The organism is Cupriavidus sp. HMR-1, from assembly GCF_000319775.1.
Lineage (GTDB): Bacteria > Pseudomonadota > Gammaproteobacteria > Burkholderiales > Burkholderiaceae > Cupriavidus > Cupriavidus metallidurans.
Genome location: NZ_ANKP01000083.1, coordinates 1 through 22,778, shown reverse-complemented (window position 1 = coordinate 22,778; position 22,778 = coordinate 1). Strand labels below are relative to the sequence as shown.

Sequence of the window (22,778 nt, the reverse complement as noted above, 5' to 3'; positions counted from 1 at the left end):
GCGCGTCCGCGCGGTCATGCCGGGGTGATAAGGTGCACCGTCGCGCGGGCCAGCCGCTACCGGCTGGCTGCCACGTATCCTGAGATCCCTTGCCACACCTTAGATTTCGTTCGCTCCACGTGCCTTCATCCGTCCTACCGATGCGTCGCCTGACGCTCGCCGCAATCGCCACGGTCACCGTGATCGCCGCACTGGTCACGCCCCCCGCACTAGCGGAGGGAACCGTCACGGCGGCGGACGCCGACCAGCCGGCAGCGCTGACCAAGGCCCCGGACGCCGCCCAGGCGCTCGCGCCCGTGCGCTTCCTGCTAACGTTCGACGACGGGCCCGATAGCGGCCCCGACGGCAGCACGCCCGTGATCCTGCGCCAGTTGGCCGACAATCCGATTGCGCCCGGCATCAAGGCCGTCTTCTTCGTCCAGACCGCGCACCGGCGCCGTGGCGGCAGCCCGGAGGGGCAGGCGCAGATGCGCGACACCTGTGCGGCAGGCCACCTGCTGGCCGTGCACAGCGGCCTCCCCGAAGGGCACGTCCCACACACCCGCCTGACGCCGGAAAAGCTCGCAGACTCGCTGCGCTCTGGTGAGGCCGACATCGTCGCGCAGTGCGGCCACGTCGCCCCCGTGGTGCGGCCGCCCGACTGGGCCCATAACGACGCCACCGAGGCCGTCTATCACCAGCTCGGTCTGGACATGCTGATGGCCGACGCCAACGCGCGCGACGGCAAGATCTACGGCTGGCATATCAGCCTGCGCCGGCGCTCGCACATGGTCAGCGAGCTCGAACGGGTCGGCCGCGCCATGGCCACGCACCGGCTCGAACCGGTGAACGGCGTGGTGCCGGTGATCGTTGCTTTCCACGATACCAATGACTTCACGGCGTCGCACATGACCGAGTACCTGCAGATCCTGGTCGATGCGGCGCGCGAAAACGGTTTGCCGCTGGCCGATCCGCCGTTCTATACCGATACAGGCGCCGCCGAACAAGCCGCCGTCGCCCGTGCCAAGGCAGGGCTGTACGCACGCGAAAGCTGGCCCTGATCCGGTACATGGTCGGCTTGCCCTTGTGTGAAGCGGGGACATACGGAATTGGCCCGGAAGTGCTACGCTAGTTGCCCGTGGTGCCCTAACCAGGAGAAACACCGTGCCCCGCAAGACCCCCATCGAACGCTACCGAAATATCGGCATCAGTGCGCACATCGACGCTGGCAAGACGACGACGACGGAGCGCATCCTCTTCTACACCGGCGTGAACCACAAGCTGGGCGAGGTGCACGACGGCGCGGCCACCATGGACTGGATGGAGCAGGAGCAGGAGCGCGGCATCACCATCACGTCCGCCGCCACCACGGCGTTCTGGAAAGGCATGGCCAACAACTATCCGGAACACCGCATCAACATCATCGACACGCCCGGACACGTGGACTTCACGATCGAGGTGGAACGCTCGATGCGCGTGCTTGATGGCGCCTGCATGGTCTATGACGCCGTGGGCGGCGTGCAGCCGCAATCGGAAACCGTCTGGCGTCAGGCCAACAAGTACAGCGTGCCGCGCATCGCGTTCGTCAACAAGATGGATCGCGTGGGCGCGGACTTCTTCCGCGTGCGCACGCAGATTGCCGACCGCCTCAAGGGCAATGCCGTGCCGATCCAGATCCCCGTTGGCGCCGAGGACCACTTCAAGGGTGTGGTCGATCTGGTCAAGATGCGCGCGATCGTCTGGGACGACGACAGCCAGGGCGTCCGGTTCGAATACACGGACATCCCGCCCGAACTTGTTGCCACCGCGAAGGAATGGCACGACAAGATGGTTGAGGCCGCGGCCGAAGCCAGCGAGGAGCTGCTCGAGCGTTACCTGAGCGGCGAGCCGCTGTCCGAGGAAGAGATCAAGACCGGCCTGCGCAAGCGCACGGTGGCCGGCGAAATCGTGCCGATGCTCTGCGGCAGCGCGTTCAAGAACAAGGGCGTGCAGGCGATGCTCGACGCCGTGATCGACTACCTGCCCTCCCCGGTGGACGTGCCCGCCATCCTGGGGCATACCGAGGACGACAAGGAAGCCGAGCGCCACCCGAGCGACGACGAGCCGTTTTCCGCGCTGGCGTTCAAGATCATGACCGATCCGTTCGTCGGTCAGCTGATCTTCTTCCGCGTCTATTCCGGTGTGGTCAATTCCGGCGACACGGTCTACAACCCGGTAAAGGGCAAGCGCGAGCGCCTGGGCCGCATCCTGCAGATGCACGCCAACGTGCGCAACGAGATCAAGGAAGTGCGCGCGGGCGACATCGCTGCCGCGGTGGGGCTCAAGGAAGCCACCACGGGCGACACGCTGTGCGACCCGGACAAGGTCATCATCCTCGAACGCATGAGCTTCCCGGAGCCCGTGATTTCGCAGGCCGTGGAACCGAAGACCAAGGCCGACCAGGAAAAGATGGGCATCGCCCTGAACCGGCTGGCGCAGGAAGATCCTTCGTTCCGCGTGGCGACCGACGAGGAATCCGGCCAGACGATCATTTCCGGCATGGGCGAGCTGCATCTGGAAATCCTCGTCGACCGCATGAAGCGCGAGTTCGGCGTGGAGGCATCGGTCGGCAAGCCGCAGGTGGCGTATCGTGAAACGATCAAGGGCAAGGCCCGCGACGTCGAAGGCAAATTCATCAAGCAGTCGGGCGGCCGTGGACAGTATGGCCACGTGGTGCTCGATGTGGAACCGATGCCGCAGGGCGGTGGCTACGAGTTCGTCGATGCCATCAAGGGTGGCGTGGTACCGCGCGAGTTCATCCCCGCTGTGGACAAGGGCATCCGCGAAACGCTGGAAACGGGGGTGCTGGCCGGCTACCCGGTGGTCGACGTGAAGGCCACGCTGGTGTTCGGCTCGTACCACGACGTCGACTCGAACGAGAACGCGTTCCGCATGGCCGGCTCGATGGCGTTCAAGGAAGGGATGCGGCGCGCCAAGCCGGTGCTGCTGGAACCGATGATGGCCGTGGAGGTGGAAACACCCGAGGAATTCACCGGCAACGTGATGGGCGATTTGTCATCGCGACGCGGCATGGTGCATGGTATGGAAGACATCGCCGGCGGTGGCGGCAAGATCGTGCGCGCCGAAGTGCCGCTGGCGACGATGTTCGGCTATTCGACGTCGCTGCGTTCGCTGACCCAGGGCCGTGCCACATTCACAATGGAGTTCAAGCACTACGCCGAAGCACCGGCCAACGTGGCGGAAGCGGTGATCAACGCGCGCAAGGTTGGATAAGTCGCGCAGCAGGGCCGACAAACCCGGGGATATGGACCTGTCCGCTTCCCCAGCCGTAACCGCCGGCCCACCGGCGGCCTTCGCACTTTCAGGAGCGCATCATGATGGCATTTCTTGGCACCGTGTTCGTTGGCCTGATCGTCGGTCTGATTGCAAGAGCGATCAAACCCGGCGATGACAAGATGGGTTGGATCATGACGATCATCCTCGGCATCCTGGGGTCGGTGGCGGCGGGTTACGTGGGACGCGCCCTCGGCATGTATCAACCCGGGCAACCGGCCGGCTGGATTGCCTCGGTGCTTGGCGCCATCGTGCTGTTGGCGATCTACGATATGGTCCGGCGCAAAGCCTGAGCCCTGAGCCATAGACCCCGCGGCGATCCCGGCACGGCCGGGGTCGCTCAGTTCTCGCAGCGAAGCAGTGTCGCGTCGCTGCCGGGCGCGACCATCGCCGTGATCTGCGGCGCCAGCGAGCGCAGCACCCGCAATGACAATGCGCTGGTGAACGAGTAACGCGCGGCGTAGGGTTCCCGCACGTGAATCGTCACCGTGCCGAAATAGCGATCACCGAGCAGGAACACGAACGTCGCCGAGCGGCTGACCGAACGCGACGAGATCACGCGGCCACCCGGGCCATAGGTCTGGAAGCGTTGGTCGCCGGTGCCGGTCTTGCCGGCAATGATCAATGGCGCCCCCACCGCCTGCCCCTTCCGATTCAATGGCACGAACGCACCGCTGATGGACTTGGCGGTGCCGTTCTGCACGACATCGAGCATGGATCGCCGCACCAGCATGGCGATCTCCGGCACGATCAACGGCTTGCCGGGCGCCGGTTGCAGCCGGTAGGCGCTTGCGTAGGGCGTGTCCGACGCGAAGGCCAGCGCGCGCACCGTCGAGGGCTGTGCGTCCACCCCGTTGGCCAGAATGATCCCCGCCAGTTCGGCCAGCGCGGCAGGCCGGTCACCCGATGCGCCGATCGCCGTGCCGTAGGACGGCGTAAGCGAATCGAACGGATAGCCCAGCCGTTGCCAGCGCGTGGCGATCTTCCCAAAGGCCTCGCGTTCCAGCAGCGTGCGAATGCGGCCATCCTGACCAAGCTTGCTGCGCGTCTTGAACAACCACGCATAGACAGTCTGGCGATCGGGCGCGCTCGCCTTCAGGATCTCCTTCAGCGTCGCATCCGGATGCGTGCCCAAATACTCGACCATCCATAGTTCCAGCGGATGGATGCGCGACAGGTAGCCGCGATCGTTGAGGTTGAACTTGTCGTGGCCGTACTTCACGTACAGCGCCTGCAGGTCCTCGTCCGACAGCGTCTCCTTCTGCTTCGGCATCCACTGGCGCAGCGTGCGCGCGTATGTCTCGAAATCGGTGTTTGGCCGCGCGCTCAGTAGCGTGACAGACAGCCGCACGGCCGCCAGATGCGGCGTCGGCTGCTTGACCCGGCCGAGCAACACCTTGAGCCGCTCGTCGTTGTCCTTGCCGCGATAACGCTGGTAGAACGCGGTCATGAACGCCGTGCCTTCTTCGTCGGCAAACTGTTCGAGATAAGCGCGACGGCCGGGCGCGTAGCGGTCCTCGAGCAAATCACGCGCGTCCGGGTGCGCCTGGTAGACCTCAAAGCGCACGATATCCCGCATCATTCGCACGAACACTAGGTTGACCGAATGCTGGAAGCCCACGCGCACTGTCATCTGGTGCTCGCCTTCCCATTTCTCGAAGTTCGAGAAGCTCTGCATGCCGCCACCGGTAAAGAACGCCTCTCCGGCGCTGCCCGAATACTTGCGCTCCATCGCGGCATCGAGCATCGTGGCCAGCCGGCGGTCAGCCGGGGATTTCGCGGCGATCAGGTAGTCGACCGCCCAGCGTGTCAACACATCCTGTCGCGGCACCTGGAGCGCGGTCAATTCGGCGCGGCTCATGTCCGCGTAGCGATCATGCAGTTCGCTGATGATCTCCAGATACGTCACCAGCGTGCGCAGCTTGGCGGTCGACCCAAGGTTGAGCCGCGCCCCGGCGTTGATGTCGAACGGCTGGTCGACATTGTCAGTCTGCACGCGCACCACGCTCGCATTGCCAACGCGCTCGAACAACGTGAAGCTGGCCACGAGACGCGACGGGTCATCGCCTTCGCGCAGCAGATTCTTGCCATACAGACCCATCTCGTGCGCTACGCCCTTGTCACGCATCCGCAGCAGCGTATCGGTAACCAGGCGCTGTGCCTCGCGATTAATGGTGCTGTCGACGGTCAGGTCCAGCCGGTCCAGGTCATAGCGGCTGTTGATGCCGATCATGTGCGAGACATCGTTACTGACCTGGTTGACGGCCTTGCGCGTGACCCACGGCTCGGCTTCCGGGCGTGGCGGCGGCGGAGCCTTGTCCAACGACTGCTCCAGCGCCGCGTCCCTCAACTCCGGCGTGATGACGTTGTTCGCAGCCAGCAGGCGCAGGTAGCTGCCTGTCAGCGCATCGAGGTTCGTGTCATCGCGCCGCAGGTGATACGACGGACGCCGCTGCGAAATGATCAGTGACAGCGCACGCTTGTAAGCCTGCGCTTCACGTGGCGTGGGGGCGCGCGGATTCATCTGCTGCAGCGCCGCGTTGAACTCGCTGAAATCCTCGCCATACCAGACGTAAAGCGCGTCGCCGATACCGTTGATCTCGCCGTGGCCGACACGTGCCGACAGCGGCACGGTATTCAGATAGTCCAGCACGACGTTCTCACGCACGCGCTGCGTGTCGGGTCCGTCATGGTAGGCGCGCAGTGAAGCGGAGGCCATCTGCCGGAACTTCTCGGAGACCGACTGCGTTTTTCCCTTCGGGGAATGCCGGAACTTCTCGATCTGTGTGGCCAGTGTGCTGCCGCCGGGCGTGTCGTGGTGCCGGTCAGCGAACTTGATGCCCTGGTCGAGTACCGCGCGCGACAGCCGGCGCCAATCCAGCGCCGGATTCATCATCGGATACTCGGGATTGAGCAGGTTCTGGTTCTCCACATAGAGCAGAGAGGAGATCAGCACCTTTGGAATCGACTCGAAGTTGTCATATTGGCGCTGCGGGTAGCGCGAGAATGACAGCGTCAACGCGTTGCAGTCGCGCACGAGCAGGCCGGCCTGGTTCTTCTCGCGATAGGGCGGAAAGATGCCGTTGTCCATCAGTCGCACCATGTCGGGCGACATGCGCGCCTGGGAACTGGTCACGTAGCCTTGCTTGAGCAGACGCTCGCCAAACTCACCCAGGCGCTCGTAGCCGAGTCGCTCGTCGTAGGGACCGGAGTGTGGATAGCGGATGCTGTCGCTGGGGCCAGGCTCGATGGAATACGTCAACGACTGGCCCAGCCTGCTCATGTATCGAGCCTGCCATTGCGAGGTGCGAACCTCATTCGCGACGAGGCTCACAACGATGTAGGTGCCGCCGCATACGGCGACCGTCATCCCGACGAGAATCCAGCCACGACGTGACACGTTTCGCATCCGGTTGCGCCGGGCCAGCCGTCTCGGCGGGCGTCGCCGGCTCATAGCCTCACGCAAGTCGGCCGTCATCTGACGGCCGTGCGTGCTTTTATATTACGCCCAACCGCAGCGGTTTGCCGCAGGGAAGTTGGCTGGCGCACATGGGCGTCATCCTTCGTGCACTGGGCGCAACAGGCACCTTGGAAATCACACCCGGACGGGGATGCGGGAGGCTACGAGTGGCTGCTAGGCGGCAGCGACGGGACGTCCGCCAAACGGGTATCCCGGGTCGTTGTACCCGTGCGTCGACGCATGTCCGCGCGGCACCAGGCCGTCGACCATGGCTTCTTCCGCCGGGGTGATCGCCGCGGCCACCGCGCCAAAATAATCCTCGAATTGCACCAGCGTACGCGGGCCGGCGATCACCGAGCTGATGATCGGGTTGGCAAGCACCCACGCGGTGGCGAACTGGCCCGGCGTCAGTCCACGACCCTCGGCATGGGTCTTGAGCGTCTGCGCGATGACCAGCGATTCCTCGCGGAACTCGGTTTCCATGATGCGCCTGTCCGCACGGCCGGCGCGCGTGTCCGCACCGGGTGCTTGTCCCGGCAGATACTTGCCGGTCAGGACACCACGCGCGATCGGGCTATAGGGCACCACGCCCAGGCCGAAGTGCTGGCAGGCGGGCAGGATTTCGACTTCGGGCACCCGGTTCAGCAGGTTGTAATACGGCTGACAGGCAACCGGACGCGGCACGCCGAGCCGGTCGCACAGCGCGGCGATTTCCGCGATGCGCCAGCCCCGGAAATTCGACACGGCCCAGTAGCGGATCTTGCCGGCCCGGATCAGGTCGCCCATCGCACGCACGGGCTCTTCGAGATTGGCGCCAGCGAAATCGCGATGCAGGTACAGGATGTCGATGTAGTCGGTGGCCAGACGGGTCAGGCTGTCTTCCACCGAACGCATGATCCACGTGCGCGAGTAGTTCGACTGGTTCGGGCCGCTACCCATCGCGTTTCCGAGCTTGGTCGCCAGCACCCAGTCGTGGCGACTGCCGGCCAGCAGCCGTCCTACCATCTGCTCGGAGGCCCCCTTGCTATACACGTCGGCGGTGTCGATGAAGTTGACACCGTGCTCACGCGCGCTGGCGACGATGCGGGCGGCCTCGGCCTCGTCGGTCTGATCGGCGAACATCATCGTGCCCAGGCACAGGGTCGAGACGTTCAGGTTGCTGGCGCCAAGGCGGCGGTATTGCATGGCGAAATCTGGCATGGTGGATTCCTGAATAGGACGAGCGGAGAGGACTTCACGCATTGTGCCGCGTTGCGGTAGAGCTTGCAGGGCGCCAGATGTCTGCCGGGCGGCGGCAAAAAAAAAACGGCACGATCGCTCGTGCCGCTTTTCCGTCCGGAAACGTGCCTTGCTCAGTCTTCGAGCTTTGGCAGCGCCGCGCTGGTCTGGTTCGACAGCAGACCGGACTTGGCGTACGTCTGCAGCTTCTCGCGCGTGTCGACGATGTCGAGCGTACGCATCGTGAGTTGGCCAATACGGTCCAGCGGCGTGAACATCGACTCGCCCTTTTCCATCGTCAGGCGCTCGGGCTTGTACGTCAGGTTCGGCGACGTCGTGTTCAGGATCGAGTAGTCGTTACCGCGACGCAGTTCGATCGTCACCTCGCCGGTCACGGCGCCAGCCACCCAGCGCTGGGCGGTTTCGCGCAGCATGATGGCTTGCGGATCGAACCAGCGGCCCTGGTAGAGCAGGCGACCCAGACGGCGACCGTTGTCGCGGTACTGCTCGATGGTGTCTTCGTTGTGGATACCGGTGATCAGACGCTCGTAGGCGATGAACAGCAGCGCCAGGCCCGGGGCTTCGTAGATGCCGCGGCTCTTGGCTTCGATGATGCGGTTCTCGATCTGGTCGCTCATGCCCAGGCCATGACGGCCACCGATGACATTGGCTTCCATGAGCAGGTCGACGGCATTGGCGAACGTCTTGCCGTTCAGCGCCACCGGCTGGCCTTCCTCGAAGCGCACGGTCACTTCCTCGCGCTTCACTTCGACGTCATCGCGCCAGAACTGCACGCCCATGATCGGCTGGACGATGCGGATGCCGGAATCCAGGTGCTCCAGATCCTTGGCCTCGTGCGTGGCGCCGAGCATGTTCGAATCGGTCGAGTACGCCTTTTCCGCCGACATCTTGTAGGCATGGCCGTGCTGCCGCATGAACTCGGACATTTCGGCGCGGCCACCCAGTTCGTCGATGAACTGCTGGTCCAGCCACGGCTTGTAGATCTGCAGACCCGGGTTGGTCAGCAGGCCGTAGCGGTAGAAGCGCTCGATGTCGTTGCCCTTGAACGTGCTGCCGTCGCCCCAGATGTTGACGCCATCTTCCTTCATCGCCGCCACCAGCATCGTGCCGGTCACGGCACGGCCGATCGGGGTCGTGTTGAAGTAGGTCACGCCAGCCGTCGAGATATGGAACGCGCCGCATTGCAGCGCGGCGATACCTTCGGCCACCAGTTGGGTGCGGCAGTCCACCAGACGGGCGGCCTCGGCGCCGTACGCCATGGCGCGGCGGGGGATGTCGTCGTAATCCGGCTCGTCGGGCTGGCCCAGGTTCGCCGTGTAGGCGTAGGGAATGGCGCCCTTCTGGCGCATCCAGAGGAGCGCGGCGCTGGTATCGAGTCCGCCCGAGAAGGCGATTCCGACGCGCTGGCCGGAAGGAATGTGCTGCAGGATGGTAGTCATCGCCAGAAAACCAGGTGAATTTGTCGGCTCTTGGGGCGCCCCCGCACGATCGCGTCATGCGGCGAGCCGGTCCGGCGCCCGAAACTCGTAACCGTGAATTGTGACATGGCCCGGCGTCAGCGCCAAACGGCAACGGTGAAACAAGCCTTTCGCAACCCGTCATATCTGTCCCCGAAAATAGATGTGGACATCCCCCGGACTCTCGCCTAATCTTTGTGGACGCCGTACACAAGTACCGGTTCAGCCCCCCGCCCGGCCGTATTGGGCGCCCAATCCACAGGAGTTATCGATGTCCTCGAAAGTCCAGCCGTATCTGTTTTTCGATGGTCGCGCTGAGGAAGCGGCCGAGTTCTACAAGACCGCCCTGGGCGCGCAGGTTGGCGCCATGCTGCGCTACCGCGATGGCCCCAAGGATGCCGGTCCCGGCTGTGGTCCGGCCGTCATCAACCAAGACAAGATCATGCATATGGCGCTGCAAATCGGCGATGCAGTGATCATGGGGTCCGACGGGGAAGCCAAGGGCAAGACCGAGTTCAAGGGCTTCGGCCTGTCGCTGAACGTAGCCAATGCCGCCGAGTGCGACAAGACGATGGAGAAGCTCGCCGAAGGTGGCCAGATCAACATGCCGCCGTCGCAGACGTTCTTCAGCGAGCGCTTTGGCATGGTCACCGACAAGTTCGGCGTGATGTGGATGGTGATCGCCGGGCCCAAGGAATAACCTGGCCCACTGGTCTACTGGTCCACTGACCATCGTTGCCGTTCTCCGGCTGGCCGTACCGTGCAGTCCCGTACAATGCGCGGCCAACCGGAGAACACCATGGAATCCCGCCTGACCGATCTGGAGATCAAGGTCGCCTTCCAGGAAGACCTGATCGAGACGCTGAATCTCGCCGTCGCCCGCCAGCAGCAGCAGATCGATCTGTTGCAGGCGCAGTTTCGCGCGCTGTACCAACAAGTGCGTGCCAGCGCACCCATGGCTGCCGAGTCCGATCCGCAGCACGAAATCCCGCCGCACTACTGAAACCTGTCGATGGCCCGCACCGGCGTCACATGTCGGAACGATCACCGCGCGGCACGGGTCTGACTGCGTAACTTCGATTCGCATCCCGGCCATGTCCCGTACCCTGATCAACCGCCTGTCCCGCGCACGCCGACCTTTGCTGGCCCTGGCCATCGTCGCGGCTGCGCTGGGCACTGCCCACGCCGGCTACAACGTCTGGACTGGCGAATACACGTTCACCAAGGACGAGTTGCAGAGCGCGGTGGATAAGCGCTTCCCGGCCACGCTGCGCTATGGCGAACTGGTCAGCGTGCGGCTTTCGAACCCGCGCCTCGTGCTCGACGAGGCCGGCAACCGCATCACCACTCGGGTGGACGCGGCGCTCTCGAACACGGTGATCCCGTCCCCGCCGGTCAACGGCTCGCTGGCGCTGAACAGCGGCGTCCGCTACGACGCCACGCGCCGCGCGGTGCTGCTGGACAACCCGACCGTGCAGGACGTGGAGGTGCAAGGCATGAGCCAGTATCGCGAGCAACTCAACGCCATTGGCGCCGTGGTGGCCCAGCAACTGCTGAAGGACTATCCGCTGTACACGTTCAAACCCGAAGAACTCCGCTTCAACGGCAAGGACGTCGAGCCGGGCGCCATCACCGTGGCGCCCGACGGCATCCGCGTGCAGGTCAACCTGCGCTAGCGTCCCGCGCGAAACACCAGCGCCAGCCCCATCGGAATGGCAATCATGCCGACTAGCGCAAGCGGCGCGGGCCGGTTGCTCAGCGCGACGAAGTCCAGCAGAACTGTGACAGGCGGCACCAGATAGAACAGGCTGGTCACGTTGACCAGGTTACCAGCCTGGATCAGCCGGTAGAACAGCAGCGTCGCCACCACCGAAATCACGATCCCCATCCAGAGCAGCGGGAAAAAGAAGCCCGGCACGTGCTCGAACCGGAACGGCTGGAACGGCACGCACAGCAGGCACATCGCCAGCGCCACCGTGTACTGCAGCGGCAGGATCTCCACCGGGGCCTGCCGGATGCCTTTCTGCCCGATGGCGCCCACCGTCATGCACGCGAGCGCGGCCAGGGCGGCACCCCAGCCAGCGATCGAGAACCTTGCGGCCATCAGGCTATCGGCCACGATCGTCACCAGCCCGGCCAGCGCCAGCGTCAGACCTGCCAGCCGTGCCACCGACACGCGCCGCTCCATCCAGAGCAAAGTCAGGATTGGCTGCACGCCCAGCACGGTAGCCAGTACACCCGGCGTCATGCCGAAATCCAGTGCCAGCAGGTAGCTGATCGAGTATCCGCCGATCATCAACGCGCCCGTCACCGCCACACGCACGCGCGTGCCGGGGGCTGGCAACACGCGCCGGCGTGCCACGCCGATGGCGGCAAGCAGGGTCAGCGCGATGACGAATCGCAACGTAAGAAACGCAAATGGCGAGGCATGGGAAAGTCCCACGCGGCTGAATATCGCGCCACCACTCCAGAGCAGCACGAACAAAGGGGTCGCGCCATACACGGCAAGCGCGTGCATGGACGTGCGCATGGCGGATGCGTCCGCCATGACGTCTTTTTCGGAATTCATGAATTGTCCTGTCAGAAACCACGCAGGCTCCGGCGCGTGCCGCGCGCGATGCGCGAGCACGTCTTCGTCAGCGATACCGGAGACGTAAGTCGGCTGGAATCAGCCGCGCGGCGGCGCGCAGGGGGGCGCCGTGACAGAAACAGGGGTCATGGGATGACTGGTTGGGGGCACCCGAAGATATCGGGCAATGCGTCGATCCTAGCGACAGGCGCCGCCGGGGTCAATCGGAGGTCCATTGGTGGTCAATGTTCGGTCACTGGGCGGTCAATCGGCAGCCAGCCCGATCCCGGTCGCCAGCGCGGACAGAGTGGGCCCGATCGGCGCGGATACCTTGAGTGTCAGCAGCGGATCGGCGCGCGTGGTGCCAAGGTTCAGCGCGGCGATCGGCAGGCCCAGCTCGTTCGCCCACAGGCAGAAGCGATAGCCCGAAAACACCGTCAGCGACGACCCGACCACCAGCACGGCATCGGAGTTGGCGAGTGCCGCCCGGCCGGTATCGACGCGTTCACGCGGCACCGACTCGCCAAAAAACACCACATCGGGCTTGAGCACGCCCTCGCATCGCTCGCAGACCGGCACCGCGAAATTGTCGAACAACGGCGACTCCAGATGCGCGTCGCCATCCGCGGCGGGCAATGCCGTCATGTCACGAAAATCGGGATTGTGTTGCCAGAGCCAGTGCTGCAGGCCCACGCGGGGGTAGCGCGTGGCGCACGACAGGCACACGACCTGTCTGATGCTGCCGTGCAACTCGACGACATCGCGGCTGCCCGCCTGCTGGTGCAGTCCATCCACGTTCTGGGTAACCAGCGCCGACACGCGCCCGGCATCGCCAAGCCGCGCCACCACGCGATGGCTGATATTCGGATGTGCCCCCACCGCCACCGGCCAGCCGACCATGCTGCGCGCCCAGTAGCGTTGCCGTGCCGCGTGACCACTCATGAACGCGCTGATGGTCATCGGCGCCGAGCGTTGCCACCGGCCTTGCTCGTCGCGATAGCCCGGAATGCCGGAGTCCGTGCTGATGCCGGCGCCGGTCAGGACGAACAGGCGCCGATGCCGTTCAACGAAGTCCTGAAGCGCGGCGGAATGGTTCACGAATGCGTTGCGGCGTTATCGCGAGCGGCCTGGCGCGCCTCCCATGCCCGCAGTTCCTGGCGATAGCGCTCCATCTCGTCGTTGTAGAAATCGAAGACGCATGGATCGCAACCGCTGCCGCAGCACTCGTTGTCGCCGGGTCTTTCGGGCGGCGCGGGTTTTGGATCGTCGGGGGGCGTGTGGAAATGTTCTGCGGAAGACACGGAAGACACGGAAGACACGGAAGACGCAATGGAATCAGGTACGGCGCCAGTATATGCCGCATCGGCTATCCCGCGCCGGAGCGGACAGAAGCCGACATGCGTGACCGCCGATCTGAATGGTTCCGGCGCGCGTGATGAATTGTTTTGATCTTGGCGCATGGCATACGCCACATGCGGACCACACTGCTAGTGTTGAAGGTCGCGGCAATGTCCTTCGCCGCCCCCTCTTCTTCATGTCATCTGCGATGCGCCACGCCTCTGCCCTTCTTCGCTGCGCCGCATGGTTGGCAGTGCTGTGTTCGGGCGCGATAGCCGGCCCGTCGGCGCTGGCGGCCGAGCCCGCCGCGACATCGGCGCCGCAGGGCCGGCCTAAGATCTGCCTGGTGCTTTCGGGCGGCGGCGCGCGTGGCGCGGCCCATATCGGCGTGCTCAAGGTGCTCGAGGAACTGCGCGTGCCGATCGATTGCATCGCCGGCACCAGCATGGGATCGATCGTCGGCGGCGCGTACGCGACCGGCATGAGCACGTCGGACATGGAGAAACTCGTCGGCGGGCTGACGACGGGAACGATCTTCAAGGAGCGCCCGCCCCGTCAGGATCTGGCCATTCGCCGCAAGATCGACGACCACACGAACCTTTTCACGCCCGAGATCGGCGTGCGCTCGGATGGCCTGCTTTTGCCCAAGGGTGCCGTCTCGGGCGTGCAGCTCGAAACCGTGTTGCGGCAGCTCGCCAATGCTCCCGGCTATCGCAACTTCGACACACTACCGATTCCGTATCGGGCAGTCGCCACGGATCTGGTCGCCGGTACGCCGGTGGTGTTCAGCCAGGGCGAACTGGCCAACGTGATGCGGGCGAGCATGTCGGTGCCGGGCGCGGTAGCGCCCACCGAGTACGAAGGCAAGCTGCTGGTCGACGGCGGCCTGACCGACAACCTGCCCGTCGACGTGGCGCGGGCGATGGGCGCGGACATCATCATCGCCGTCAACCTCGGCACGCCGCTGATGAAGCGCGAAGAGCTGACATCGATCATCGGGGTAACCGGACAGATGCTCAACATCCTGACCGAGCAGAACGTGCGCACATCGCTGGCCGCCTTGAGGCCCACTGACATCCTGATCAAGCCCGAATTAGGGGATTTCTCGGCGGGTGATTTCGACCACCTGCCCAAGACGATCCCAATCGGCGAGGCTGCCGCCCGGAAAGAGGCGAGCCGGCTATCCGAGCTGTCGATCCCGCCGGCACAATACGCCCAACTACGCGCGCGACAGGTGGCGCTGCCACCGCCCGATGTGCGGCCCGTCGACGAAATCCGCTTTGCGCCGATGGAACGCGTGAATCCGGAGTTCGCGGCCGCCACGATGGAAACCAAGCCCGGCGAGCCGATCTCGCAGGCCACGCTCGATCGCGACATGCGCCGCCTGTTCGGCACCGGCGATTTCGAGCACGTGAACTATCGCTTCCTGGAAGAACCGGGCAAGCGCGTGCTTTCGGTCGATGCGATCGAGAAATCCTACGGCCCCGACTATCTGCGCTTCGGTCTCGGGCTAAGCACCGACTTCCGCGGCGATGCCTACTTCAACCTGCTGGCCAGCTACCGCCGCACGTGGCTGAACTCGCTCGGGGCGGAGTGGCGAACCGATGCGCAGGTGGGTCAGACTTCGAGCCTGATCAGCGAGTTCTACCAGCCGCTCGATACGCGCCAGCTTTTCTTCGTGGCGCCACGTATCGAACTGGAGCGGCGGCCGGTCAATATCTTCAGCGGCAGCACCAGACTGGCCCAGTACGATCTGCGCCGCACCGACTTCGCATTCGACATCGGCAGCCAGATCACCAAGTACGGCGAGGCCCGGCTTGGCGTGGTCGTTGGGGAGCAGAATGCTTCGCTATCCACCGGCCCCGCGTATCTGAGTCCCGGCCCTGGCCGCGTCAACCGGCGCGCCATCGAAGGCCGGCTGCTGGCGGATCAGCTCGACAATCTCAACTTCCCGCGCTTCGGGTACGGCGGCACGCTGAACGTCTACGCCTCGCAGGGCGGCATGGGCGCGACCGATACCTATACCAAGGGCGATATCTCAGGCGCGTGGGCATACTCGATCGGCAATAACACGCTCAGTTTGGCGTTCAAGGCCGGCAGCAATATCGGCGGCCCCGCCCTGCCGAAGTACGACCTGTTCCAATGGGGTGGCTTCCTGCAGCAGTCGGGGTACAGCACGGGGCAACTCATCGGCGGCAATCTGCAGTTCGCGCGGATGGTCTACTACAACAAGCTGATCCACCAGACATTTTTCGACGGCGTCTACGCTGGCTTCTCGCTCGAAGCCGGGCGCGTTGGCGCGCCGCTGGTACCGGGTAGTCCAACCGGGCTGCTGAAGTCGATGGCGGCATTCCTGGGCATCGACAGCCCGGTCGGGCCGCTCTACCTCGGCTATGGCCGGGCGGCGGGCGGCAACTATGCGTTCTACCTGTTCCTGGGCAAGCCTTGAAGATGCCTTTTGAGGAAGCCTTGAGCGCCCCTGAAGCCGGCGCGAACAGCCCCTGAGCGACCGATGCGCCTCCCGGCGCTGGCTGTCGACGCCTTCCCCCACCTTAGTTGTATTTAATGTCTCTGTACCCCTACCTATACTCGATTCGTCGTCAGGACCCCCGTCTTGACCGACACCCCCTTCCCCGTCGCCGTCCCGACCGGCGACATTTTTTTGTCCAGAAGGCGGCAATCAGCGCTCTGGGGCGTTAAGATGCGCGATTATCGAACGCTCCCCCGCACCGTTTTATCCGCCATGGACGCTCCGAGCCCCAGCCCCATCAGTCTCAAACCGGCGCAAGCCGACACCGTGCGCGCTGCCAAGCCGCCCGCCGACATCCTCGGCAGCTTTGCCGGCGATCCCAACTTCATGCTCTCGCTGGCGCGCGGACTGACCGTGCTCGAGGCATTCTCCGAACGCAAGCGCCCACTGACTATCTCCCAGGTGGCGCAGCGCACGCAGTTGTCGCGCGCTTCGGTTCGCCGCTGCCTCTACACGCTGGAACAGCTTGGCTACGTCAGCCAGCAGGACGGCCACTTCGCGCTGCGTCCGCGCGTGCTGCATCTTGGCCACGCATTTTTCTCGTCGAGTGCGATCGTCTCTCTGGCGCAGCCCGTTCTGGATAGCCTCAGCGCGCGCGTGCACGAAACCTCGGCGCTCGCCATCCTCGACGGCACCGACATCCTGTATCTGGTTCGCTCGGAAGTGCAGCGCGTGCTGACGCACTCGCTCGGCATGGGCAGCCGCCTGCCGGCCTATTGCACGTCCACCGGCCGCCTGTTGCTGGCCCATCAGCCACAACCGATCCTGGAGGCGTTCTTCGACCATGCTGAACTGCGCCCGCGAACGCTGCTGACCAAGATCTCGCGTCCTGAGCTTGAGGCAGCCTTCCAGCGCGCCCGCGACATGGACTATGTGCTGATCGACGAGGAACTGGAGCCGGGATTGCGCGCGATCGCCGTGCCCGTGCGGTCGCAGGCCGGCGTGGTGCTGGCGGCCATCAGCGTCAGCGTGAAGGCCAACAAGGTATCGGAAGGGGAAATGATTGCGCGGCTGCTCGGCCCCATGCGGGAGGCGGCAGCCGCGATCGGCAAGATGATTGGCAACTAAGCGGAAATTGAGCGGCAACTGAGCCGCTTTCCGCTTGCGCCGGGGTGTCAGCCCCGGTGCGCCAGTTCGAGCTGGAACACCAGGCGCTGCAGGAAGTTTTCCATGCGGCCGTCCGGGTTCAGGAACGCGCATCCGTAGTGGTGCACGGTGTTGTCGTCGAAGCCCACCAGCCAATGACCCACTACCTGCATGTCGAGCTCCAGCCGGCCGAGTTCGGCAAAGTCCAGCAGGCAGCGCTTGATCACGGTGCCCACGGGCAACTGGTCCGCGCCCACCGCACGCGAGCGCAAACCCACCCCTGACAACGACAAGTCAGCGATATCGAGCTGCAGCGCCTGCTTTTCCGTCTCGGGAATTCGCAGTTCGCAGCGGTAGCCCTTGGTCAGCAACGTGCGCGCGCGGAAATGGCGGCGGCGCTGGAAGTGGTACAGCTTCTCGGGAAAATCGGCGATGAACGCGGGACCGCCTTCAAAGCGCGTGGCGCCCGGCGTGCCAACGATAAAGTTGACCGGCACTCCGCGCAGCAGGCCGGAAAAGGCGTTCTGCTCCGACGACATCAATGCCTGACGCTCGCCATCGGCACGGCACCAATCGAAAATGAAGGTCTTGTTGGCCGGATCGACATGCAGGATCGACGTCACGATCTCGGAGCCGCCCTTCGAGCGCACACTCAGCAGGCACTTCTGCCAGGCCATATCGCGCAGCACGGTGCCGATCTGTGAGCTGTGCGTCAACCGGTAGCGTTCATCCGAGTGGGCCGCAGCGTCCCGCTCGTCGGCCTCGCCATCGACCTGGGACTGTGATTGGGCCAGCTTGGACCCGATGGGTTCTTGAAGACTCATGGAGATACGCTACGTCGAAAGGGTTGCGCCACAACGCACCCTTTTGGGGGGCGGGCACTGGAAAGCGGAGACAGCTCGCGGCGACCAGCCGCCGCATGGTAAGCGCCACCCGAAGGTGGCGCAAGCACCTGCCATATGCTTCGGCAAAATACGACGTAACTTTAGCGACAGACTTCCGAGGGGTGGCGCACGTAACGCTTCCTCCATTTCTCGACTCCCGCATCTCGACGCACTCGGATGGCGATAACAGCACCACCCTGCCTAGGCCTGCGACGATGCGTTTGCCTCGGCATGGAGCCAGTCGAACAACGCCAGCCGGCGCGAGTCATGCTCGAACGGTACAGGCGAGAGCAGATGGTACGCCGAGCCATCGGCCACGAAGCCCCGGGGTGCGGCCATGCGACCGTCGGACAACTCGTCATAGGCCATCAGCTCCGAAGCAATCGCCCAGCCAAGCCCCGCGGACGCGGCCTGCAGGCTCAGATAAAAGTGCTCGTACCAGACGTCCGTGTCGCCAGTGAGCACATACCCCGCGCTACGCGCCCAGCGCTGCCAGGCATCAGGTCTGGTGCGCGTATGAAGCCGGGGCATTGCATCAAGCCCGTGATCGGCCAGATCCGGCCGGCAAACCGGCCCCAGCCGCTCGGGCGTCACCTCCCGCGTGTGCCAGCGCGTATCGAACGGGAAATCATTGCGACGCAATGCCACGTCGACACCGCTACGCGCAAAGTCGATCGCGCCGCCAGCAGCCATCAGATGCAATGGGATATCGGGATGCCGCGCGGAAAACCGTGCCAGCCGAGGAATCAGCCAGCGCATGGCGATGGTTGGCTCGCATGACAACACCAGCGCGGCGTTCGCAGCGGGCTTGCGGATGCGCTCGACCGCCGCCGCAAGCAAGTCCATCGACTGCGTGGCCGCGGACTGGAGCGTGCGGCCAGCCTCGGTCAGAAAGACCGCGCGATTGCGCCGTTCGAACAGGCTCACGCCGAGTTCGGCTTCAAGCTGGCGGATCTGCCGACTGATGGCGCCGTGGGTCAGGTGCAACTCGTCGGCCGCCCGGGCGAAGTTCTGGTGACGCGCGGCGGCTTCGAAGAAGCGAATCCAGCCGAGCCAGTGCATCGATGGCATGCCAATCAGTCAGTTTTTATCACGGAATATGGCGAGTATATATCGTTTGCCGTACCCGTTTCTGCGAATAAAAATGCCATATGTCGTGCCATCGAATACACGGCTTACGCAACAAAAACTGACCGAAATGCCACAACAATGACTCCACTCGCCGAACTGCTGGCCGTCGCGGCCATCACCCTTCTTGCCGTCATCAGCCCTGGCCCGGACTTCGCCATGGTCACGCGCAACAGCTATCTGTTTGGCCGCCGCACCGGGCTGCTTTGCGCGCTGGGCATCGCACTCGGCGTGCAGGTACACGTCGCCTACACCATGTTCGGCGTGTCACTGCTGGTGCGCCATGCGCACGGGCTGCTCTCGATCATCAAGCTGGCCGGTGCGGCCTACTTGATCTGGATCGGCATTCAGACACTGCGTAATCGCAAGGCGCTGGACGTCGACGCCGATGGGGCACCCGCCGTTTCGGGACTGGCGGCGTTTCGCATGGGTTTCCTGACCAATGCGCTCAACCCGAAGACCACGCTGTTCGTGGTCAGCACGTACTCGCAGGTCGTCAACGAGCACACGCCCGCCGCAGTGCAGTTTGGCTATGGACTGTTCATTTCGGCCACGCATTGGGTCTGGTTCAGCATCGTCGCGTGGTGTTTCGGCTCGAAGTCGCTGCGTGCCGCGATGCTGCGATACCAACGACAGCTCGATGTCATCATCGGGACTGCCCTATTCGGGCTGGGTGTGGCACTTGGCGTCAGGTAGCCCACGGCGTTGAGCAAGCCATCCGGATACTGCGTGGAACATGCGTTACAGCCGATACGTGGCAGATTTGAGGCCAACACTCCGAGCGGCTGTCCGGGTGATCGCCGGCCGAGCGGCACGGCGTGAGAGGTGTCAGCGTTAGGGGTCAGTGGTCTGGCCCTTTCGCGGCAAGCGGATAGACGGCCCGCGCCACATGGCGCGCGCCCTGCCGGTCAAGCACGCTCTCGAACAGCATGAACCGGTCGATCGCGCAGGCAGGCAGCGACAGCGCCCGACGGGTCGCCAGCCAGTCCCGCAATACATGCTCCGGCACCTCAGGCCGGCAACGTGCCAGGGTCAAATGTGGCCAGAAGCGGCGACGCTCGGGTGGAATCCCTTCGCGCTCCAGCGCGGCGGTGATGGCGTCGACCAACGCCTGCATCGGCGCCGACGCCTCCAGCCCGGCCCAGAGTATGGCGCCCTGGTGGCCACGAAAGCGGCCGACGCCCTTCACCTGCAATACCACGGGCGGCGCTGTCACCTCGGACAACACCCGTTCGATCCGCGCCGCCTTGGCGTCATCCTGCTCGCCCAGAAAACGCAGGGTCAGGTGCAACTGCGCGGCCATCGTCGGCCGAATGCCGCGCTGTGCTGGAACGATGCGCAGCAGGTCCGCCACCAGCGCGGCGGGAGGTTGGATGGCGACGAACAGACGCGCCACGCGCGCTCCTGCGTTTTCAGTCCAGGGCGAGCGCGGCCTGACCCAGCGCGGTGGCGTGCAACTGGCCCGGATAGAGCACGCCCTCCAGCGTCAGCAACGCACGCTTGCGGTCCACGCCGCCCGCGTAGCCGGTCAGGTCGCCGGTCGCGCCAAGCACGCGATGACACGGGACGATGATCGACAAGGGATTGCGCCCCACGGCACCGCCTATCGCCCGCGAATGGCTTGGCGGCAAGCCGAGCCCCGCGCCGAGTTGTCCGTAGGTCGAAGTCTCGCCGAATTCGATGTCGCACAGCGCTTGCCAGATCCGCTGCTGGAAGGCGCTGCCAACCAGCCGGAACGGGACGGAGAATCCATGCAGCGCCCCGTCGAAGTAGGCGCCGAGTTCCGTCGCGGCCTGCTCCAGCACGCGCGCATCCGCTGCGGGCATCGCCGAGACGGGAGTGGGACGCGCCAGCCCCGGGTAGTACTTCTGGCCGGCAAAGAACACACCGGTCAACGCGCCGCCATCGGCACGCAACAGCATGTCGCCCAGCGGGCTGTCGATGATCTGATGGCTGCTCATGCTGCCTGCTCCTCGATATCGCTAGCCTGAAGCTTCAGCGCTTCGTAGCGGTGCCAGAGATGGATTGCCGCATAGGCGCGCCACGGCGCCCATCCGGCGGTTTTCGCCTGCATCCCGCGAACCGTATCGACGCCCAGCACCTTGCGCAGCGCGTAGTCGGTGCCCGGAAATGCGTCAGGCCAGCCTAACGCGCGCATTGCGACGTACTGCGCCGTCCAGTCTCCGATGCCGTCGATGGCACGCAATTGCGCCACGGTCACCTCGGGTGGCGCGTGCGGATCGAGATCGATCTCGTGGGCAGCCACGCTGCGGGCCAACGCACGAATCGTCCGGGTCTTCGCGGCGGTCACGCCAGTCGCCCGATACGCCTCGTCGGGCAATGCAGCCAGAACCTGCGCGGTCGGGAAGGCGTGTGTCAGCGGCGCCTGGCCGGCAGGCGTGGTCAGTCCTGCCTGGGCCGCTTCCGGCAGCGGCCCGCCAGCCGCCTGCACCAGCCGAGCCAGAATGCGCCGCGCCTGCACCACCGGAATCACCTGACCGACGATCGCGCGCACCCCGATCTCGAATCCGTCGAACGCGCCGGGCAGGCGCATTCCAGGCGTCTGCGCAGCCAATTCGCCCAGGTGAGCGTCGACGATGTCGGGGCGACAGCCCAAATCGCATAACCGCCGGACCTTGCCCAAGGCCTGCGGAATCACGGGCGCCAACGTGCCGGACAACGTGATGCGCAGCACCGCGCGCCGCGCCACATGCTCGAGCCGCACCCAGCCCGCATGACACCGGCCGCCCGCTTCGATCGACAACGTGCGCGAGTACACCTCGCCATCACATTGTTCGATGCCCTCGACGACACGCACTGCCAGAAATCCGAGCAGCGCCTCCCACGCCAGCGGCGGCCGGTAGCCGAGCTCGAACACGAGCCGGTCCGCCATGCCATCTGCGGCGCGCTTGCGCATCGCCAGCGGCGTCAGGCCATAGCGCTCCTTGAGCACGTCGTTGAACCGCCGCACACTGCCGAAGCCGGCTGCCAGCGCCACCTCGGTGACGGGCAGCGCGGTGTCTGTCAGCAGGCGCTTGGCCAGCAGCAGCTTTTGCGTCTGGGCATACTCATGCACCGACACGCCGAACTCGGCATCGAACAGGCGGCGCAAGTGACGCTCGGTCACACCGATCCGGGCGGCCAGTTGGGCCACGCCCGCGTCGAACATGAAGCCTTCGTCGATCAACGTGGCGGCGGCCTGCGCCAGCCGGCCGGAGATGTCCGCCAGGCCATGCCCCGGCGCCAATTCCGGGCGACAACGCAGGCAAGGCCTGAAACCGTGTTTCTCCGCGGCGGCGGCTGTCTCGTAGAACGTGCAGTTCTCGCGCTTGGGCGTGCGCACGGCGCAAATCGGCCGGCAGTACACGCCCGTCGACGACACCCCGACGAAGAAGCGTCCGTCGAAGCGCCGGTCATGCGAGGCCACGGCCTTGTAGCAGGTGTCGGGATCGAGTTCCATGCCATGCATCCTACGCCTTTACGACATGACAAACCCGCTGGAATCGGACATTCGCCTCAGCCCCGGATACCGCCGACGGCGACGATTGTTGGCCCCGAATCTGAAAGTGTGCCGGCACGCGGTTCGCGTGTCGTCCATCCGGCTAGAATCCTTGCAGACGGCCAACCGGCGCCGTCTACGGAGAATTCATGCGTCGTCTTGTCACCAGTTTTGCCGCCAGCCTCGTCACCGGCGCGGCTTGCTTCATCTTGGCGGGCCTGAGCGCCCTGCCCGTGCCCGCCTTCGCCGCGCGGCCAAGCAGCGTCGCGCCCCCGC

At 64.9% G+C, this 22,778-nt stretch carries 20 protein-coding genes; 9 read left to right on the top strand and 11 right to left on the bottom strand.

The features are described 5' to 3' along the window. The first annotated feature begins 119 nt into the window (after positions 1-119). From D769_RS12405 to D769_RS12395, 3 genes are all read left to right on the top strand, one after another. Positions 120-1,040 carry a polysaccharide deacetylase family protein gene (locus D769_RS12405; RefSeq protein ID WP_241227858.1) on the top strand — a complete coding sequence of 307 codons (921 nt, stop codon included), beginning with the start codon at positions 120-122 and terminating at the stop codon, positions 1,038-1,040. A gap of 103 nt (positions 1,041-1,143) precedes the next feature. Next, positions 1,144-3,252 (top strand): elongation factor G, encoded by a 2,109-nt coding sequence (gene fusA / locus D769_RS12400; RefSeq protein WP_008645473.1) that lies wholly within the window; start codon positions 1,144-1,146, stop codon positions 3,250-3,252. Between the two features lie 101 nt (positions 3,253-3,353). Beyond that, positions 3,354-3,605 (top strand): GlsB/YeaQ/YmgE family stress response membrane protein, encoded by a 252-nt coding sequence (locus D769_RS12395; protein ID WP_040011011.1) that lies wholly within the window; start codon positions 3,354-3,356, stop codon positions 3,603-3,605. A 47-nt stretch (positions 3,606-3,652) separates the two neighbouring features. Here the strand turns inward: D769_RS12395 and D769_RS12390 are convergent, their stop codons facing one another. From D769_RS12390 to argG, 3 genes are all read right to left on the bottom strand, one after another. After that, positions 3,653-6,721 carry a transglycosylase domain-containing protein gene (locus D769_RS12390; RefSeq protein WP_187192311.1) on the bottom strand — a complete coding sequence of 1,023 codons (3,069 nt, stop codon included), beginning with the start codon at positions 6,719-6,721 and terminating at the stop codon, positions 3,653-3,655. A gap of 225 nt (positions 6,722-6,946) precedes the next feature. Beyond that, positions 6,947-7,972: an aldo/keto reductase gene (locus D769_RS12385; protein WP_008645468.1), complete on the bottom strand. Its 1,026-nt coding sequence runs from the start codon at positions 7,970-7,972 to the stop codon at positions 6,947-6,949. A 152-nt stretch (positions 7,973-8,124) separates the two neighbouring features. Then, on the bottom strand, positions 8,125-9,450 hold the full coding sequence (gene argG, locus D769_RS12380; RefSeq protein WP_008645466.1) for an argininosuccinate synthase: 1,326 nt from the start codon (positions 9,448-9,450) through the stop codon (positions 8,125-8,127). Between the two features lie 289 nt (positions 9,451-9,739). Between argG and D769_RS12375 the strand changes: the two genes are divergently transcribed. The 3 genes from D769_RS12375 to D769_RS12365 all read left to right on the top strand — a co-directional run bounded on the left by D769_RS12375 (position 9,740) and on the right by D769_RS12365 (position 11,144). Next, on the top strand, positions 9,740-10,168 hold the full coding sequence (locus D769_RS12375) for a VOC family protein (protein WP_008645464.1): 429 nt from the start codon (positions 9,740-9,742) through the stop codon (positions 10,166-10,168). Positions 10,169-10,267: 99 nt separating this feature from the next. Further along, positions 10,268-10,471 carry a SlyX family protein gene (locus tag D769_RS12370; RefSeq protein ID WP_008645462.1) on the top strand — a complete coding sequence of 68 codons (204 nt, stop codon included), beginning with the start codon at positions 10,268-10,270 and terminating at the stop codon, positions 10,469-10,471. A gap of 91 nt (positions 10,472-10,562) precedes the next feature. Beyond that, a complete protein-coding gene (locus tag D769_RS12365; RefSeq protein WP_008645460.1) occupies positions 10,563-11,144 on the top strand; it encodes a DUF1439 domain-containing protein in 582 nt (193 codons plus the stop codon). Here the strand turns inward: D769_RS12365 and D769_RS12360 are convergent. The 3 genes from D769_RS12360 to D769_RS30660 all read right to left on the bottom strand — a co-directional run bounded on the left by D769_RS12360 (position 11,141) and on the right by D769_RS30660 (position 13,338). Further along, positions 11,141-11,998, bottom strand: coding sequence for a DMT family transporter (locus D769_RS12360; protein WP_040011014.1), 858 nt, complete (start codon positions 11,996-11,998; stop codon positions 11,141-11,143). The two genes, D769_RS12365 and D769_RS12360, sit on opposite strands and share 4 nt — an antisense overlap. A 303-nt stretch (positions 11,999-12,301) precedes the next feature. Further along, positions 12,302-13,135 (bottom strand): NAD-dependent protein deacetylase, encoded by an 834-nt coding sequence (locus D769_RS12355; RefSeq protein ID WP_008645457.1) that lies wholly within the window; start codon positions 13,133-13,135, stop codon positions 12,302-12,304. After that, entirely contained in the window at positions 13,132-13,338 is a 207-nt protein-coding gene (locus D769_RS30660; protein WP_052018085.1) for an oxidoreductase-like domain-containing protein, read from the bottom strand. The genes D769_RS12355 and D769_RS30660 overlap by 4 nt, the downstream gene beginning before the upstream one ends. Positions 13,339-13,571: 233 nt before the next feature. Here D769_RS30660 and D769_RS12345 point away from each other — a divergent pair, with 233 nt between their 5' ends. Together D769_RS12345 and D769_RS12340 are read left to right on the top strand one after the other, a co-directional pair. After that, positions 13,572-15,824, top strand: a complete 2,253-nt coding sequence (locus D769_RS12345) for a patatin-like phospholipase family protein (protein ID WP_040011010.1) — start codon at positions 13,572-13,574, stop codon at positions 15,822-15,824. A gap of 294 nt (positions 15,825-16,118) precedes the next feature. Beyond that, on the top strand, positions 16,119-16,973 hold the full coding sequence (locus tag D769_RS12340) for an IclR family transcriptional regulator C-terminal domain-containing protein (protein WP_008645453.1): 855 nt from the start codon (positions 16,119-16,121) through the stop codon (positions 16,971-16,973). Between the two features lie 47 nt (positions 16,974-17,020). Here the strand turns inward: D769_RS12340 and D769_RS12335 are convergent, their stop codons facing one another. Next, positions 17,021-17,815 (bottom strand): flagellar brake protein, encoded by a 795-nt coding sequence (locus D769_RS12335; protein ID WP_008645452.1) that lies wholly within the window; start codon positions 17,813-17,815, stop codon positions 17,021-17,023. 261 nt (positions 17,816-18,076) lie between these two features. Beyond that, positions 18,077-18,937 carry a LysR substrate-binding domain-containing protein gene (locus D769_RS12330; RefSeq protein WP_040011013.1) on the bottom strand — a complete coding sequence of 287 codons (861 nt, stop codon included), beginning with the start codon at positions 18,935-18,937 and terminating at the stop codon, positions 18,077-18,079. A gap of 147 nt (positions 18,938-19,084) precedes the next feature. Here D769_RS12330 and D769_RS12325 point away from each other — a divergent pair, with 147 nt between their 5' ends. Next, the gene (locus tag D769_RS12325) at positions 19,085-19,699 is read left to right on the top strand and encodes a LysE family translocator (RefSeq protein ID WP_008645450.1); all 615 of its coding nucleotides are present in this window, start codon (positions 19,085-19,087) and stop codon (positions 19,697-19,699) included. A gap of 145 nt (positions 19,700-19,844) precedes the next feature. On the opposite strand, the gene thpR is transcribed toward D769_RS12325, so the two are convergent. From thpR to D769_RS12310, 3 genes are read right to left on the bottom strand one after another with little or no spacing between them, the layout of a single operon-like run. Beyond that, on the bottom strand, positions 19,845-20,399 hold the full coding sequence (gene thpR, locus D769_RS12320) for an RNA 2',3'-cyclic phosphodiesterase (protein WP_008645449.1): 555 nt from the start codon (positions 20,397-20,399) through the stop codon (positions 19,845-19,847). Positions 20,400-20,415: 16 nt separating this feature from the next. Then, complete coding sequence (locus D769_RS12315) at positions 20,416-20,964, bottom strand: methylated-DNA--[protein]-cysteine S-methyltransferase (protein WP_008645448.1); 549 nt, start codon at positions 20,962-20,964, stop codon at positions 20,416-20,418. Further along, a complete protein-coding gene (locus D769_RS12310) occupies positions 20,961-22,463 on the bottom strand; it encodes an AlkA N-terminal domain-containing protein (protein ID WP_008645447.1) in 1,503 nt (500 codons plus the stop codon). Before D769_RS12310 ends, D769_RS12315 begins: the two co-directional genes overlap by 4 nt. Between the last annotated feature and the right edge of the window lie 315 nt (positions 22,464-22,778).